The sequence below is a fragment of the Klebsiella quasivariicola genome, from assembly GCF_002269255.1.
In the GTDB taxonomy this organism is placed as follows: domain Bacteria; phylum Pseudomonadota; class Gammaproteobacteria; order Enterobacterales; family Enterobacteriaceae; genus Klebsiella; species Klebsiella quasivariicola.
Genome location: NZ_CP022823.1, coordinates 2,313,650 through 2,328,684 on the forward strand (window position 1 = coordinate 2,313,650; position 15,035 = coordinate 2,328,684).

The 15,035-nt window shown below is 57.8% G+C and carries 15 protein-coding genes; 8 read left to right on the plus strand and 7 right to left on the minus strand.

Annotated features, from left to right (window positions below):
* Positions 1 to 3: 3 nt before the first annotated feature.
* Together pheT and ihfA are read left to right on the plus strand one after the other, a co-directional pair.
* Positions 4 to 2,391, plus strand: coding sequence for a phenylalanine--tRNA ligase subunit beta (gene pheT / locus B8P98_RS11535; protein ID WP_025712037.1), 2,388 nt, complete (start codon positions 4 to 6; stop codon positions 2,389 to 2,391).
* A 4-nt stretch (positions 2,392 to 2,395) separates the two neighbouring features.
* On the plus strand, positions 2,396 to 2,695 hold the full coding sequence (gene ihfA, locus B8P98_RS11540; RefSeq protein ID WP_002909098.1) for an integration host factor subunit alpha: 300 nt from the start codon (positions 2,396 to 2,398) through the stop codon (positions 2,693 to 2,695).
* A gap of 52 nt (positions 2,696 to 2,747) precedes the next feature.
* On the opposite strand, the gene B8P98_RS11545 is transcribed toward ihfA, so the two are convergent.
* The 3 genes from B8P98_RS11545 to B8P98_RS11555 are packed head-to-tail and all read right to left on the minus strand — an operon-like array spanning position 2,748 to position 5,314.
* Entirely contained in the window at positions 2,748 to 3,101 is a 354-nt protein-coding gene (locus B8P98_RS11545) for a RidA family protein (RefSeq protein ID WP_095033015.1), read from the minus strand.
* Positions 3,098 to 4,351, minus strand: a complete 1,254-nt coding sequence (locus B8P98_RS11550) for a D-amino acid dehydrogenase (protein ID WP_095033016.1) — start codon at positions 4,349 to 4,351, stop codon at positions 3,098 to 3,100. The genes B8P98_RS11545 and B8P98_RS11550 overlap by 4 nt, the downstream gene beginning before the upstream one ends.
* 48 nt (positions 4,352 to 4,399) lie before the next feature.
* The gene (locus B8P98_RS11555; protein ID WP_095033017.1) at positions 4,400 to 5,314 is read right to left on the minus strand and encodes a LysR family transcriptional regulator; all 915 of its coding nucleotides are present in this window, start codon (positions 5,312 to 5,314) and stop codon (positions 4,400 to 4,402) included.
* Positions 5,315 to 5,592: 278 nt separating this feature from the next.
* Between B8P98_RS11555 and B8P98_RS11560 the strand changes: the two genes are divergently transcribed.
* On the plus strand, positions 5,593 to 7,026 hold the full coding sequence (locus tag B8P98_RS11560) for a gluconate:proton symporter (protein ID WP_095033018.1): 1,434 nt from the start codon (positions 5,593 to 5,595) through the stop codon (positions 7,024 to 7,026).
* Between the two features lie 120 nt (positions 7,027 to 7,146).
* Positions 7,147 to 8,133, plus strand: coding sequence for a vitamin B12 ABC transporter permease BtuC (btuC, locus tag B8P98_RS11565; RefSeq protein ID WP_095033019.1), 987 nt, complete (start codon positions 7,147 to 7,149; stop codon positions 8,131 to 8,133).
* Positions 8,134 to 8,169: 36 nt separating this feature from the next.
* Here the strand turns inward: btuC and B8P98_RS11570 are convergent, their stop codons facing one another.
* Positions 8,170 to 8,970, minus strand: coding sequence for a MetQ/NlpA family ABC transporter substrate-binding protein (locus tag B8P98_RS11570; RefSeq protein WP_002909085.1), 801 nt, complete (start codon positions 8,968 to 8,970; stop codon positions 8,170 to 8,172).
* A 236-nt stretch (positions 8,971 to 9,206) separates the two neighbouring features.
* Here B8P98_RS11570 and B8P98_RS11575 point away from each other — a divergent pair, with 236 nt between their 5' ends.
* From B8P98_RS11575 to selO, 4 genes are all read left to right on the plus strand, one after another.
* A complete protein-coding gene (locus B8P98_RS11575) occupies positions 9,207 to 9,758 on the plus strand; it encodes a glutathione peroxidase (RefSeq protein WP_025712043.1) in 552 nt (183 codons plus the stop codon).
* Entirely contained in the window at positions 9,758 to 10,507 is a 750-nt protein-coding gene (btuD, locus tag B8P98_RS11580) for a vitamin B12 ABC transporter ATP-binding protein BtuD (RefSeq protein WP_025712044.1), read from the plus strand. The genes B8P98_RS11575 and btuD overlap by 1 nt, the downstream gene beginning before the upstream one ends.
* Positions 10,508 to 10,588: 81 nt before the next feature.
* Positions 10,589 to 11,053, plus strand: coding sequence for an NlpC/P60 family protein (locus B8P98_RS11585; protein WP_025712045.1), 465 nt, complete (start codon positions 10,589 to 10,591; stop codon positions 11,051 to 11,053).
* A gap of 113 nt (positions 11,054 to 11,166) precedes the next feature.
* Positions 11,167 to 12,609, plus strand: coding sequence for a protein adenylyltransferase SelO (selO, locus tag B8P98_RS11590; protein ID WP_095033020.1), 1,443 nt, complete (start codon positions 11,167 to 11,169; stop codon positions 12,607 to 12,609).
* Between the two features lie 29 nt (positions 12,610 to 12,638).
* Here selO and hemP read toward each other — a convergent pair whose 3' ends face one another.
* The 3 genes from hemP to ppsR form a co-directional block, all read right to left on the minus strand.
* Positions 12,639 to 12,818 (minus strand): hemin uptake protein HemP, encoded by a 180-nt coding sequence (hemP, locus tag B8P98_RS11595; RefSeq protein WP_012967843.1) that lies wholly within the window; start codon positions 12,816 to 12,818, stop codon positions 12,639 to 12,641.
* 156 nt (positions 12,819 to 12,974) lie between these two features.
* Positions 12,975 to 14,021: a 3-deoxy-7-phosphoheptulonate synthase AroH gene (gene aroH / locus B8P98_RS11600; RefSeq protein WP_095033633.1), complete on the minus strand. Its 1,047-nt coding sequence runs from the start codon at positions 14,019 to 14,021 to the stop codon at positions 12,975 to 12,977.
* A 154-nt stretch (positions 14,022 to 14,175) separates the two neighbouring features.
* Positions 14,176 to 15,009, minus strand: coding sequence for a posphoenolpyruvate synthetase regulatory kinase/phosphorylase PpsR (gene ppsR / locus B8P98_RS11605; RefSeq protein WP_002909061.1), 834 nt, complete (start codon positions 15,007 to 15,009; stop codon positions 14,176 to 14,178).
* Positions 15,010 to 15,035: the final 26 nt, after the last annotated feature.

Sequence of the window (15,035 nt, forward strand, 5' to 3'; positions counted from 1 at the left end):
ACAATGAAATTCAGTGAACTGTGGTTACGCGAATGGGTTAACCCGGCGATCGACAGCGAAGCGCTTTCCGATCAGATCACCATGGCTGGCCTCGAAGTGGACGGCGTTGAGCCGGTTGCCGGTAGCTTCAACGGCGTCGTTGTCGGTGAAGTGGTGGAGTGCGGCCAGCATCCGAATGCTGACAAACTGCGGGTTACCAAAGTCAATGTCGGCGGTGAGCGTCTGCTGGATATCGTCTGCGGCGCGCCAAACTGCCGTCAGGGGCTGAAAGTCGCTGTAGCCACCATCGGCGCCGTGCTGCCGGGCGATTTTAAAATTAAGGCCGCGAAGCTGCGCGGTGAGCCGTCTGAAGGGATGCTGTGCTCCTTCTCCGAGCTGGGGATTTCCGACGACCATAGCGGGATTATCGAGCTGCCGGCCGATGCGCCGATCGGCACTGATATCCGCGAATACCTCAAGCTTGACGATAACACCATCGAAATCAGCGTTACCCCGAACCGTGCCGACTGCCTGGGCATCATCGGCGTCGCGCGCGACGTGGCTGTGCTGAACAAAGCGCCGCTGAACGCGCCGGAAATTACCCCGGTTGCCGCGACCATCAATGATGTGTTGCCGATTCAGGTTGATGCCCCGCAGGCGTGCCCGCGCTATCTCGGCCGCGTCGTGAAAGGCATCAACGTCAAAGCGCCGACGCCGTTGTGGATGAAAGAGAAACTGCGCCGCTGCGGCATCCGCTCCATCGACGCGGTGGTTGATATCACCAACTATGTGCTGCTTGAGCTGGGTCAGCCGATGCACGCCTTTGACCGCGATCGCATTGAAGGCGGGATCGTGGTGCGTATGGCGAAAGAGGGCGAAACCCTGGTGCTGCTGGATGGCTCCGAGGCTAAGCTTGACAGCGATACCCTGGTCATTGCTGACCATAATAAAGCGCTGGCGATGGGTGGGATCTTCGGCGGGGAACACTCCGGCGTGAACGGCGAAACACAAAATGTGCTGCTGGAGTCCGCCTTTTTCAGCCCGCTGTCTATTACCGGTCGCGCGCGTCGTCATGGCCTGCATACTGATGCCTCTCATCGCTATGAGCGTGGCGTCGATCCGGCGCTGCAGTATAAAGCGCTGGAGCGCGCCACTCGTCTGCTGATTGACCTCTGCGGCGGCGAAGCCGGCCCGGTAATCGACGTTACCAGCAAAGAGCATCTGCCAACACGTGCCACCATTACGCTGCGTCGCAGCAAGCTGGATCGCCTGATTGGCCATCATATCGACGACGCGCAGGTTACTGACATTCTGCAGCGCCTCGGCTGCGAAGTGACCGTTGGCGAGGGCGAATGGCAGGCGGTCGCGCCGAGCTGGCGTTTCGATATGGAGATCGAAGAAGATCTGGTTGAGGAAGTGGCTCGCGTTTACGGCTACAACAACATTCCCGATGAGCCGGTGCAAGCAGGCCTGATCATGGGGACTCACCGTGAAGCGGATCTGTCGCTGAAGCGCGTGAAAACGCTGCTGAATGACAAAGGCTATCAGGAAGTCATCACCTACAGCTTCGTCGACCCGAAAGTCCAGCAGCTGATCCACGCCGGTGAAGAGGCGCTGATCCTGCCAAGCCCGATCTCCAGCGAAATGTCGGCGATGCGCTTGTCGCTGTGGACCGGCCTGCTGGGAACCGTGGTCTACAACCAAAACCGTCAGCAGAACCGCGTGCGCATCTTTGAGAGCGGGTTGCGTTTTGTGCCAGACACCAATGCGCCGCTGGGCATTCGTCAGGATGTAATGCTGGCCGGGGCGATTTGCGGCAACCGCTACGAAGAGCACTGGACACTGGCGAAAGAGACGGTCGATTTCTATGATCTGAAGGGCGATCTGGAAGCCGTACTGGATTTAACCGGTAAATTAGCCGACATCGAATTCCGTGCCGAAGCGATCACCGCGCTGCATCCGGGACAATCCGCCGCGATTTATCTTAAAGGTGAACGTATTGGTTTCATTGGGGTTGTTCATCCGGAGCTGGAACGTAAACTGGATCTGAACGGTCGCACTCTGGTGTTCGAACTGGAGTGGAACAAGCTCGCAGACCGCGTGGTGCCTCAGGCGCGCGATATTTCCCGCTTCCCGGCGAACCGTCGCGACATCGCGGTGCTGGTCGCGGAAAACGTGGCTGCCGCCGATGTTTTAGCCGAATGTAAGAAAGTTGGCGTAAATCAGGTAGTTGGCGTAAACTTATTTGACGTGTACCGTGGTAAGGGTGTGGCGGAAGGGTATAAGAGCCTTGCGATTAGCCTGATCCTGCAGGATACCAGCCGTACACTCGAAGAAGAGGAGATTGCCGCTACCGTTGCCAGATGTGTAGAGGCATTAAAAGAGCGATTCCAGGCATCATTGAGGGATTGAACCTATGGCGCTTACAAAAGCTGAAATGTCAGAATATCTGTTTGATAAGCTTGGGCTTAGCAAGCGGGATGCCAAAGAACTGGTCGAGTTGTTTTTCGAAGAGATCCGTCGTGCTCTGGAAAACGGAGAACAGGTCAAACTCTCCGGGTTCGGCAACTTCGATTTGCGGGATAAGAACCAACGCCCGGGACGTAACCCGAAGACGGGGGAGGATATTCCCATTACAGCCCGGCGCGTGGTGACCTTCAGACCCGGTCAGAAACTGAAAAGCCGTGTCGAAAACGCGTCGCCTAAAGACAAATAATCTGAACTAATTAAAAAGGCCGCATTGCGGCCTTTTTCTTTTTTATACGTCCCTACGCTTTGACGGCGGTGAGCATGATCTCCACCAGGATTTCCGGTCGCGCCATCTCCGCCTGCACGGCCGCTCGCGCCGGACTATGGCCTTCCGGCATCCACTGCACCCACACCTCATTGAACGCGGCGAAATCACGTTCGATATTTTTCAGCCAGATTTGCGCGGAGAGAATGTGCTGCTTATCGCTCCCGGCTGCCGCCAGCAGCGCGTCGATCTTCTCCAGCACTTCGCGGGTTTGTAAAACGATATCGTCTTCATTGCTTTTCGGCGTCTGTCCGGAGAGGAACAGCAGATCGCCATACGCAACGCTGGCGGAAAGGCGAGGTTGTGGATTATTGCGAATAATGGTCATGCGGTTTGTTTCCATGTGAGACCTTCTAAAGAAATAGTGGGTGCCTGATTGTCGATTAACGCGCCCAGCACCACCGCGCTGCCGGCGGCGAGGGTAAAGCCGAGACTACCCTGGCCGAGGTTCATCCACAGATTGGGGTATCCGGCGCGCCCCAGCATCGGCGGGCCTGCTGGTGTTGACGGGCGCATGCCGGTCCAGGCTTCGGCCTTGTCCAGCCCTTCGAGTTCGGGAAAGCTGCGGGCGACGATGTTTTTCAGTGCCTGAATGCGGCTCTCGCGCAGTTCGTCGCCGTCGTAGCCGATGTCCACCATCGCCGCGATGCGCAGTTGTTGGCCAAGGCGGGCATACACGATTTTGTGCCCGTAGTCGGTGACGCTGATGTCAGGGGCAATACCTGCTTTTTCAGGATAGGGCAGGGTCAGGCTGTACCCCTTCAGGGCGCACAGCGGCACGCGAACCCCCAGATGCCCAAGCAGAGGACCACTGCCGTTACCGGCGGCAACGACATAATCATCGCCGGTGATGGTCCCGTGGCTGGTTTCCAGTGAGCTGATGCATCCGCCGCGCTTATTAAGCCGTTGCACCTCACAGTGGGTGAGCAGGCTAAAGTTGCTGCTGGCATTGAGCTTATCAAGCAGGGCAAGGCAAAACTGATGGCAATCCGCTGTTTCATCGCCCGGCGAATAAATTCCGCCCTGTAGTGAAGGGCTGATATGTCTGAGCGCCGGCTCCAGCCGCAGGCAACCGTCAGCATTCAGCGCCTGCTGATACTGAGGGTCTATGCCTTTTGCCGCTTTATTAAAATCATATGCCCGACGGTGGATAATTAATTTACCGCTGCGCCGCCAGTGGAAATCGGCAAGATTATCCTCATCCCGCCACGCCTGCATAACCTGACGGCTGAGCAATGACAGGCGCAATATATGGTCGCCATTCATTTTATTGGTCTGGCTATTACAGGCGCGCAGGAACTGCAGCAGCCAGCGCCACTGCTGGAAAGACATTCTAAGACGCATATTCAGCGGCGAATCGGCTTTGCCCATCCATTTCATTCCCTGCAGGGGAACGCCGCTATCAGCAAGGGGGGCGACGTAGCGGTAACTTAATTGTCCGCCGTTGGCAAAACTGGTGGCGCTGCCCGGTTCGGCATTGCGCTCCAGTAATTGCACCTGATGCCCGCGCTTGATCAGTTCCCAGGCTGTGGCCAGACCGACCACGCCGCCGCCGATAATGACAATGCGTTTGTTCATAACCCGATAAATCCACCGCTGATAAATTTATGGGTTATGTCAAAGCATTTACCCCAGTGGCGCAATTGACTTTTTATGGTCAGGGTATAACCGCAGGTTAATCGTTTTGAGCTGCTGACGTAGCCGCTGGCAGAGAAAATCGACAAATTTTTGCGCCATCGGGCTCAAGGAAACATCGGCCCGGCGCAGCAGGCAGAGGTTAATAGCAATTGGCGGCGTAATGGGATGGATCATCTCCGGTGCGAGATTGTGCTGGGCGGAAAAGATATCGGTGATACTGCAGCCCATGCCACGCTTCACGAACTCGGTGGCCATATAGTAGGTCTGGACGTTTAGCCGGGTGGTGGAAAAGTCGCGACGGGTGGCGATGGCGGCAGAAAGGGAGTGCGGCCCCGGTGAGATCCAGCGTTGCTGATCGATCTGGCTGATATCCACTGCCCCCTGACGATAATGACGGTCGATGTACACCAGCGGTACTTCGGCAATCAGGGTAGTAAGGATCTCCCCCTGCTGCACCGGCTGCAGCGTCAGCGCTAAATCTATCTCGCGTAAATCCAGTTTCCTGACCAGCGTCTCGGTGTGCTCGGTGGTCAGGGTCATCACCAGATTGCTGTTTTGCTGATAAAAATCGGTTACCAGCTCTGGCACCAGGCTTAATCCCAGACTTGGCAGGCAGCCTAAGGTGATTTTGGCGCGCGGATCGCGGGCCAGGTTATCGGCCAGCAGGCGCAGGTTGTCGAGGTCCTGATAAATGCTCTGCGCTTTTTCGAAAAGTGTGATCGCCTCGCTGGTCGGCAGCAGCTTGCCGCGCACCCGCTGAAAGAGGGTAAAACCCAGCTTCATTTCGGCGCTTTTTAACGCTTTGCTGGCCGCTGGCTGGGAGATATTGAGCGCTTCCGCCGCCCGCGATAAAGAGCCGCAGGTCATTACGGCGTGGAAGATTTCCAGATGACGCAGTTTCATGAACAGTTAACTCAGGGTTATAGCCTACCGATAAAAAGTCATTTTCTACTAACACTAAGTTAACATAAATTTAATCACCAATCAGCGCGCTGGTTACATATTGTGCTGTAGGTCCCGCCGGATGGCGGAATATTACGCTCTCAGAATTTTTCCTTTGTACCCAACAGACCCTCAGGCCGCGGCCAATCAATAATGAAAAAGAGGGAGGATATTTTCTGAGCAGGCCCCAATACGCCACCTGACTAATACGGTCAGATTGATTGGCATTAAGGAGTGTTATGAGTGACTCAACGCTCGCAGGCAATGCGCCTGTCAGACGAAATATCACGCGAAAAAACGTTATTATTGGTCTGTTATTGCTGCTGTTCGTGATGATTGCGCTGTGGTGCCACGGTCGACCGGGCAGCGAGCTTGGCCTGCTGGGATTTACGCCGCTGGTAGCGTTAGCGATATTATCGCTGATCGGCGTTGATATTGTGCTGGCGGTCATCTCCTCGATTATTATCGCCATGATAATGACTTCGACCGGCCTGCCGGAAATGGGCGCCATGCTGGCGAAATCCACCGGATCATTTATTGCCACCGTTGGGCTTATTATTATGCTTGGCGCCGGCGTGGGGGAAGTGGCCACCCGCACTGGCGCAGCGGTTGAGCTGGTGAAGTTCGTGGTTTATCGCATCGGGCTGTCGAGTCAGACGCGAGTGAAATTCGGTATTGTCGTCTCATCAATTTTAATTTGTGGTTCGCTGGGCACCATGGCCGGTGGTAACGCCATTATCGTGGCCGTGATCATTCCGGTGGCGGCAGCGGTACGCTTAACGCCGCCGACGGTCGCCGCGCTGATGATGACCGCCGGCTCCGTTGGGCTCTTTACCGGGCCCTTCACCCCCAGCACCGTGACAATCCTCAGCCTCGGCGGGTTGAGCTATCCGGATTATCTGCTGTACGTCGGTCTGCCGATGAGTGCGGTGACGCTGCTGGCCGGCTGGATAATGGCGGGGCGGATCCAGAAGATGACCGAAGGCAAACTGCGCTATGACGTCGATCTTTCGGAGAAGCCAAAAGAGGACCTCAGCGCCGCGCAGCAGCGTCGGCGTAAATTAAGCGCGCTGGCCTTCGCCGCGACGATCATTGTGATGGCGGTGGTTGGCGTGGTGATCAAAGCTGGCTTCAGCTTTGCGATTATCGTGATGCTGCTGGTGGCCCTGATGACCGGGCTGGTAGGCGGCCTGCGACCGACGCAGATCCTGCAGGCGCTGTATCACGGTTGCGGCCGTCTGGTGTGGATGTTTATTCTCTACTGGCTATATAACCCGATCCTGGAGCTGATGGATGGCCTGCATGCCTATCAGGGGCTGCTGGAGTATACCCAACCGCTGCTGGAGGGGATCTCCCCGGCCTGGCTGTGCTTTAGCATCTTCGCGTTCAATATTATCGGCCATGTGCCCGGTGCGGCGGTGGCCCAGATGACGTTTACCCATAAAATCTTTGGCCCGATGTTGATGGCCGCCGGCGTGCCGCCCCAGGGGACCACCGCGGTGCTGCTGGCCTCGTCTCAGGTGGACTGGTTCGGGCCGTTTCCCTCTTCGGACATGTTTGGCCAGATGGGGCTGGCGCAGTCTACGCATCTGAAATATATGCTCTATAACGGTTGGGCAATTGTGGTGGCGAATATCATCCTCTTTGCACTGCTGTTTCAGATCCTGGTGTAAAAGAAGGGGGGGCGACGCGGGGGCTTTCTCCGCGTCAACGCAGGAACATGAGGTTTTCCTTTTCTCACCGGGATACCCACCGTAAAATCAGCCTCTTGTTCCCACTGCGTAATGGAATCTATGCTGACTCTCGCCCATCTCCAACAGCGCCGCAGCCGGCGCTGGCTCTTCGGATTAACGCTGTTGCTGCTGGTCACCCTGCTGATCAGCCTGTGCGCGGGGGATCAATGGATCCCGCCAGGCGAATGGCTGAGCGCCAAAGGTCAGTTGTTTATCTGGCAGATCCGCCTGCCGCGAACCCTGGCGGTGGTGCTGGTGGGGGCGGCGCTGGCGCTCTCCGGGGCGATTATGCAGGCGCTGTTTGAAAATCCGCTGGCCGAGCCAGGTCTGCTGGGCGTCTCCAACGGCGCGGGCGTCGGGCTGATTGCCGCGGTCCTGCTGGGGAAAGGGATTCTGCCCGGCTGGGCGCTCGGCCTGTGTGCCATCTTTGGCGCGCTGCTGATCACCTTTATTCTGCTGCGTTTTGCCCGCCGCCATCTCTCCACCAGCCGTCTGCTGCTGGCGGGGGTGGCGTTGGGGATTATCTGCAGCGCCCTGATGACCTGGGCGGTCTACTTCTCTACCTCTTTTGACCTGCGGCAACTGATGTACTGGATGATGGGCGGGTTTGGCGGCGTCGACTGGCAGCAGCTGTGGCTGATGATAGCCCTCCTGCCGGTGCTCTGCTGGGTCTGTCTGCAGTCACAACCCCTGAATTTACTGGCGTTGGGCGAAGTCTCCGCCCGTCAGCTCGGGCTGCCGCTGTGGCTGTGGCGCAAATTACTGGTGGTGGCGACCGGCTGGATGGTCGGCGTTAGCGTGGCGCTGGCAGGGGCGATTGGCTTTATTGGCCTGGTGATCCCGCACATTCTGCGGCTATGCGGCTTGAGCGATCACCGGGTGTTGCTCCCGGCCTGTATGCTGGCCGGGGCGAGCGCCTTGCTGGGGGCGGATATCATTGCCCGACTGGCGCTTTCCGCCGCAGAGTTGCCGATTGGCGTGGTGACGGCGACGCTGGGCGCGCCGGTCTTTATCTGGTTGCTGCTGCGTTCGCGGGGGCGGGGATAGCGCGGCGCCGTCGGCAGGGACGGCGCCGGTTCAGGCTTACCAGCCTTTGATCGCGTCGCCCTTGTAGACTTCCTTCGCTTTTTCCGCGACTTCGCTGGTCTGGAAGGCGGCTTTCAGTTCCTGGATTTTCTTACTGTCCTTATTATCCTCGCGGGCGACAATCGCATTCACGTAAGGGGAATCCGGCCCTTCCATAAACAGACCATCGCGGGCGGCCGACAGGCCCGCCTGGGCGGAGAAGTTGGTGTTAATGATCGACAGGCTGACGTTCGGATCATCAAGGGTACGGGTCAGCTGCGGGGTATCCACTTCAACAATTTTCAGCTGTTTCGGGTTGTCGATGATATCCAGCGTGGTGGGTAAATAGCCGACGCCCGGTTTCAGCTTGAGTAATCCCTGCGCCTGGAGCAGCAGCAGGCTGCGTCCGAGGGTGGTGGTTTCATTAGAGATGGTCACCGTCGCCCCTTCGGGCAGTTCGCTGATATTTTTGATCCGGTGAGAATAGGCGGCGATAGGGAAGACAAAGGTTTTGCCGACTACCGCAAATTTATAGCCGCGCTCTTTCGACTGTGCCTCCAGATAAGGCAGGGTCTGGAAGGCGTTGGCATCGACATCCTTGTTGTTCAGCGCTTCGTTGGGCAGCACATAATCATTGAAGGAAACCACTTCGACGTCGAGATGATATTTATCCTTCGCCACCTGCTCCACCACTTTCCAGATGGCTTCGTCCGGCCCGGTATTGATAGCGACTTTCACTTTATTATCTTCATCCGGAGAGCAGGCGCTCAGCAGGGCGACAGAGGTGGCGATTAACGCCAGGCTAAACAACTTCTTCATCACTAAAACTCTCTTAAATTAACAAGTAACGAAACCATATTACATTACCGGGACACTGTACACGGAAATGGTCGACTGCCCAATTGAGAGGTTTTCATGTTGCCGGCGTCCAGCGAAGCGCTGTTACATCATGCGACAACTCGGGGGGATTGGCAGTAGAATGGCGGACGTTGAATCCGCTACAGTAGATAGGGATCACCTTCACCGGAAACCGGTTTATCCATTGAGGACAGGCTATGCAACATGACATTCTGAATACCGAAGTGACGACCATTGATGGCGAGAAGACCACCCTGGCATCCTTTGCCGGCAAGGTGCTGTTGATCGTCAATGTGGCCTCGAAATGCGGCCTGACGCCGCAGTATGAGCAGCTCGAGGATCTGCAAAAGCAGTTTGCCGGCGAGGGCTTTAGCGTGCTGGGGTTCCCCTGTAACCAGTTCCTCGGCCAGGAGCCGGGCAGTGAAGAAGAGATTAAGACCTTCTGCAGCACCACCTACGGCGTCACCTTCCCGCTGTTCAGCAAAATTGACGTTAACGGTGAACATCGCGCGCCGCTCTATCAAAAGCTGATTGCCGCCGCGCCAAAAGCGGTGGCCCCGCAAGGCAGCGGTTTTTATGAGCGGATGGCCAGCAAAGGCCGGGCGCCGCTGTATGTGGACGACATTCTGTGGAATTTCGAAAAATTCCTCGTCGATCGCGAAGGCAACGTCATTGAGCGTTTCTCCCCGGACATGACGCCGGACGATCCGCAGCTGGTGGCGGCGATTAAAGGAGCGCTGGCGAAATAATGTCCGTTTTGATGCAGCTACAGGATGTAGAGACGGCGGGGCGCCTGGCCCCGTTTTCTGCGGCCTTTCGCGCCGGGGAGATCGTCCACCTGGTGGGGCCGAACGGCGCAGGGAAGAGCACGCTGCTGACCCGCATGGCGGGGCTGTCCGACGGTCCCGGTACGGTTCATTTTAACGGACGGCTGCTTGATGAGTGGCCGGCAACCGAGCTGGCGCGCCGTCGCGGGTATTTGTGCCAACAGCAGACCCCGCCGTTCGCCATGCCGGTATGGCACTACCTGGCGCTGCATATGCAGCAGCAGGGTGATAGCGATCGTCTGAACACTATTGCGGCCAGGCTCGGTCTGGACAATAAGCTCGGCCGTCAGGTCAATCAGCTCTCAGGCGGTGAGTGGCAGCGCGTGCGGCTGGCGGCAGTGATCCTGCAGATCGATCCCTTGAGTAATCCCGCGGGTCAACTGCTGCTGCTGGATGAGCCGATGAACAGTCTGGATGTGGCCCAGCAGGCGGCGCTGGATCGGCTGTTACACGAGCTGAGCGCGGCGGGCATTGCGGTGGTGATGAGTAGCCACGATCTCAACCATACCCTGCGTCATGCCGGACAGAGCTGGCTGCTCTGCCAGGGCGACGCCATCGCCTGCGGAGAGACCGCCGAGGTGTTGAACGAGGAAAATTTAACCGCCGCCTATGCGATCCCGTTCCAGCGCGTGGAGGTGGCCGGTCATATTATGCTCATCGCGTCACAGTAGCACGCAGTCACCTTGTCAGTGTATTGATAAACAAGCTAAATTATTGCGATAAAGAGATTAGGGACAGAGGGATTATCTGAAATGCGCTTCTGGTTCATGTTGGCGGTGGCGTTAATTTTAGCTGGCTGCAGCAGCCACCGGGCACCGCCGCCGAATCCACGGCTGGCTGACTCCATTACGGTGGTGGCGAATCTGAACGAGCAGCTGCGCAGCTGGCGCGGCGCACCGTATCGCTATGGCGGCATGACGCCGCGCGGCGTTGACTGCTCCGGCTTCGTGGTGCGCACGTTTCGCGATAAATTTGCCCTCCAGCTGCCGCGGGAAACCCGCGAGCAGGCGGAAATCGGTACCCGCATCGATAAGCGCGATCTGCTGCCCGGCGATCTGGTGTTCTTCAAAACCGGCTCAGGCGAGAGCGGTTTACACGTTGGCATCTACGATACCGACAACCAGTTTATTCATGCCTCCACCAGCCAGGGCGTCACCCGTTCCTCGCTGGATAACGTCTACTGGAACAAAAAGTTCTGGCAGGCGCGGCGCATCTGACGCCATTCAGAACGCAGAGGGAAGCGAGAGCTTCCCTTTTTTATGCCGATAACCCTGTTTTCCGCCCGTGTTAATCCGCGGTTCCAGGCACTACACTGGAGAGAGGAGGAACCATGACCCTTTCTTTTACCACCCACTGGCGGGATGAACTGCCGGACTTTTACACTTCCCTGTCACCAACGCCTCTGGATAACGCCCGACTCATCTGGCGCAACGCCCCGCTGGCACAGCAGCTGGGGGTGCCCGACGCCCTGTTTGCGCCTGAAAACGGCGCCGGCGTCTGGGGCGGCGAAGCGCTGCTGCCGGGCATGTCGCCGCTGGCGCAGGTTTATAGCGGCCATCAGTTTGGCGCCTGGGCCGGCCAGCTGGGTGACGGACGCGGGATCCTGCTCGGCGAGCAGCAGCTGGCGGATGGTCGCCGTTACGACTGGCATCTGAAAGGCGCTGGCCTGACGCCCTATTCGCGGATGGGGGACGGCCGCGCCGTGCTGCGCTCGACGATCCGGGAAAGTCTGGCGTCAGAGGCGATGCACGCTCTGGGCATCCCGACGACGCGCGCCCTGGCGATGGTGACCAGCGATACCCCGGTCTACCGCGAACGCGTGGAGCCTGGCGCGATGCTGATGCGGGTGGCTGAGAGCCATGTGCGCTTCGGCCATTTCGAACATTTTTACTATCGCCGTGAGCCGCAGAAAGTCCAGCAACTGGCCGACTATGTTATTCGCCACCACTGGCCGCAGCTGCAGAATGAGGCAGACAAGTATCTGTTATGGTTCCGTGACGTTGTCACGCACACCGCACAGACCATTGCCAGCTGGCAAACCGTCGGATTTGCTCATGGGGTGATGAATACCGACAACATGTCGATTCTCGGTCTGACCATCGACTACGGCCCTTATGGCTTTCTTGACGATTTTCAGCCGGACTTCATCTGCAACCACTCTGATTACCAGGGGCGCTACAGTTTTGAAAACCAGCCGGCGGTGGGGCTGTGGAATCTGCAGCGTCTCGCCCAGTCGCTGTCGCCGTTTATCAGCGCTGAGTCACTGAACGCGGCGCTGGATGAGTATCAGCACGCCTTGTTGACCGCTTATGGCCAGCGGATGCGCGATAAGCTCGGCCTGTTCAGCCAGCAGAAAGGGGATAACGACCTGCTGGACGGACTGTTTGCCCTGATGATCCGCGAGAAGAGCGACTATACCCGGACGTTCCGCCTGCTGAGCCACAGCGAACAGCTCAGCGCCGCCTCACCGCTGCGCGACGAGTTTATCGACCGGGCAGCCTTTGACAGCTGGTTCGCTGGATATCGCGCGCGGCTGCGTGATGAACAGGTGGACGACGCTCAGCGCCAGCAGCGGATGCAGGAAGTCAACCCGGCACTGGTATTACGTAACTGGCTGGCGCAGCGGGCGATCGAGCAGGCTGAGGCGGGCGATATGGGCGAGCTGGAGCGCCTGCATGCCGCGCTGGCTGATCCTTTTACCGATCGCGAGGACGACTACGTCCGCCGCCCTCCGGACTGGGGGAAACGTCTGGAAGTCAGCTGCTCAAGCTGACTTGCCTCGCCCCGCGTTCAGCGGGGCGCTTATTTGGTCAGAATTAACTTCCCGGCGTTGGTCTGACGCAGCAGATAGCGCTGGCCGCCATGTTCAATGACTACCCGTCCTTCGCTACCTAACAGCACCCGACTGCTGATCTGCCTGTCCGTCGCTACGGGATAGGGGGCATTGTCTTTTGGTTTTTCAGCTGTGGCAGTGTTATCCATACGCGTCATAGCTCTCAAAATAAAAATCAAAGCAACAATGATAATCATTATCAATAATGTTGTTTTTAACGGCAAGCGTTATTTATCGTGTTACCGGATTTGGTAGGGGTAAGGCGGGAACGTCAAAGCCCACCGCAGGCGCGGTGGGCGGAACGGTTACAGACGGGTGGCGGTGGCGGCGGCCAGTTCGCTCAATAATCTTTCACTGTCTTCCCAGCTCAGGCAGGGGTCGGTGATCGACTGGCCCCAGGCCAGCGGCTGGCCGGGGACCACTTTCTGGGTGCCTTCCTGCAGGAAGCTTTCGGCCATAATCCCGGCGATAGCGGTGGAGCCCGCGCGAATTTGCTGACAGATATCGGCGCACACCTCCAGCTGGCGGCGGTGCTGCTTCTGGCAGTTACCATGGCTGAAATCCACCACCAATTGCTCCGGCAAATCAAACTCCCGTAGCGCCTCGCCGGCGGCTGCGATATCCTCGGCGTGATAGTTTGGCCGTTTGCCGCCGCGCATAATGATATGTCCGTAGGGGTTGCCGCTGGTCTGGTAAATCGTCATCTGCCCCTGCTTGTCCGGGGAGAGGAACATATGGCTGGCGCGGGAGGCACGGATGGCGTCGACCGCGATGCGCGTATTGCCGTCGGTGCCGTTTTTAAACCCGACCGGGCAGGAGAGCGCTGAAGCCATTTCGCGGTGGATCTGGCTTTCGGTGGTTCGCGCGCCGATGGCCCCCCAGCTGATGAGATCGGCGATAAACTGACCGGTCACCATATCGAGAAACTCGGTGGCCGTCGGCACGCCCAGCTCATTGACCTGCAGCAGCAGGCGCCGCGCCAGCTCAATTCCGTGGTTGACCCGGTAGCTGCCGTTGAGATCCGGATCGGAGATTAACCCTTTCCAGCCGACCACGGTACGGGGTTTTTCAAAGTAGGTGCGCATCACGATCTCCAGCTGCGGCTGGTAGCGCTCGCGCATGGTCTGCAGGCGGCGGGCATACTCCATCGCCGCGTCGGTGTCGTGAATGGAACAGGGGCCGATAATCACCAGCAGGCGGCGGTCTTCGCCGTTAAGGATTTTTTCAATTCGGCGGCGGGAGGCCGAGACGTGGGCAGCCACGTCGGCCGTCACCGGATGGCGCTGGGCCAGCTCCACGGGCGTTACCAGGCTCTCAATGCGCGCGGTACGCAATTCGTCTGTTTTATTCATTGGGGTCTCAAAAATCTGTTTCTTCCGCGGCGAAAATGCCGGGAAGTGATGCGCATCACGATAAACCAATCCCTGCTTATTGCAAGAGCAGGGCATGATCCTGTATAGGCCACGGGTGATAGCATAAACAAATTTTTAATAATGTACTAGTGTGTTAGTACATTCTGCGATTCAGCCCCATGATGTCCATGATTTTTGTCGCAATTTCCTCAACAGAATAATTGGTACTGTTCAGGCACGGGATTTTATTCTTGCGATACAGGGCCTCCACTTCGGTCACCTCCATCCGACACTGACGCAGAGAGGCGTAGCGGCTGTTCTCCCGACGCTCTTCGCGGATCGCCGCCAGCCGTTCGGGGTTGATGGTCAGGCCGAACATCTTATGCTGCAGGGGTTTCAGCGACGCCGGGAGAACCAGATTATCCATATCGTCGGCGATAAACGGATAGTTGGCGGCGCGAATACCGTACTGCATGGCGAGGTACAGGCTGGTGGGGGTTTTACCGCAGCGCGACACACCGAGAAGGATCACCTGGGCCTGGTCAAGATTGCGCAGAGAGATGCCGTCGTCGTGGGCAAGGGTGTAATCGATGGCGGCGATACGTGCATCATACTTAATCAGGTTGCCGGGGTTCAGGCCGTGGGTGCGGTGCGCCACCGGCGTCGGGTCGAGGTTGAGCTCCTGCTGCAGCGGGGCTACCAGCGCCTGGACGATGTCCTGACAAAAGCCCTCGCTTTGCAGGATAATGTCGCGGATTTCCGGGATCACGATGGAATAGAACACCAGCGGGCGAATCCCCGTTTGCTGATAGATGGCGTCGATCTGCTCTTTTACCGCCCGCGCACGGCTAATGTTTTCAACAAACGGCAGAGTCACGCTGCTGATGGCGACCGGGAATTGCGACATCACGGCATGCCCCAGCACCTCCGCCGTAATGGCGGTACCGTCAGAAATATAAAATACGTGGCGATCTACAGCACTTTCCATTTTGACCATCCGGTATAATGAGTTTA

Coding starts and splice junctions, on each gene's coding strand:
- pheT (WP_025712037.1), top strand. CDS start 4: ATGAAATTCAGTGAACTGTGGTTACGCGAATGGGTTAACCCGGCGATC.
- B8P98_RS11555 (WP_095033017.1), bottom strand. CDS start 5,314: ATGAAACTGCGTCATCTGGAAATCTTCCACGCCGTAATGACCTGCGGC.
- btuD (WP_025712044.1), top strand. CDS start 9,758: ATGTCCGTTTTGATGCAGCTACAGGATGTAGAGACGGCGGGGCGCCTG.
- B8P98_RS11550 (WP_095033016.1), bottom strand. CDS start 4,351: ATGAACAAACGCATTGTCATTATCGGCGGCGGCGTGGTCGGTCTGGCC.
- ihfA (WP_002909098.1), top strand. CDS start 2,396: ATGGCGCTTACAAAAGCTGAAATGTCAGAATATCTGTTTGATAAGCTT.
- selO (WP_095033020.1), top strand. CDS start 11,167: ATGACCCTTTCTTTTACCACCCACTGGCGGGATGAACTGCCGGACTTT.
- B8P98_RS11570 (WP_002909085.1), bottom strand. CDS start 8,970: ATGAAGAAGTTGTTTAGCCTGGCGTTAATCGCCACCTCTGTCGCCCTG.
- ppsR (WP_002909061.1), bottom strand. CDS start 15,009: ATGGAAAGTGCTGTAGATCGCCACGTATTTTATATTTCTGACGGTACC.
- B8P98_RS11545 (WP_095033015.1), bottom strand. CDS start 3,101: ATGACCATTATTCGCAATAATCCACAACCTCGCCTTTCCGCCAGCGTT.
- B8P98_RS11560 (WP_095033018.1), top strand. CDS start 5,593: ATGAGTGACTCAACGCTCGCAGGCAATGCGCCTGTCAGACGAAATATC.
- btuC (WP_095033019.1), top strand. CDS start 7,147: ATGCTGACTCTCGCCCATCTCCAACAGCGCCGCAGCCGGCGCTGGCTC.
- B8P98_RS11575 (WP_025712043.1), top strand. CDS start 9,207: ATGCAACATGACATTCTGAATACCGAAGTGACGACCATTGATGGCGAG.
- B8P98_RS11585 (WP_025712045.1), top strand. CDS start 10,589: ATGCGCTTCTGGTTCATGTTGGCGGTGGCGTTAATTTTAGCTGGCTGC.
- hemP (WP_012967843.1), bottom strand. CDS start 12,818: ATGGATAACACTGCCACAGCTGAAAAACCAAAAGACAATGCCCCCTAT.
- aroH (WP_095033633.1), bottom strand. CDS start 14,021: ATGAATAAAACAGACGAATTGCGTACCGCGCGCATTGAGAGCCTGGTA.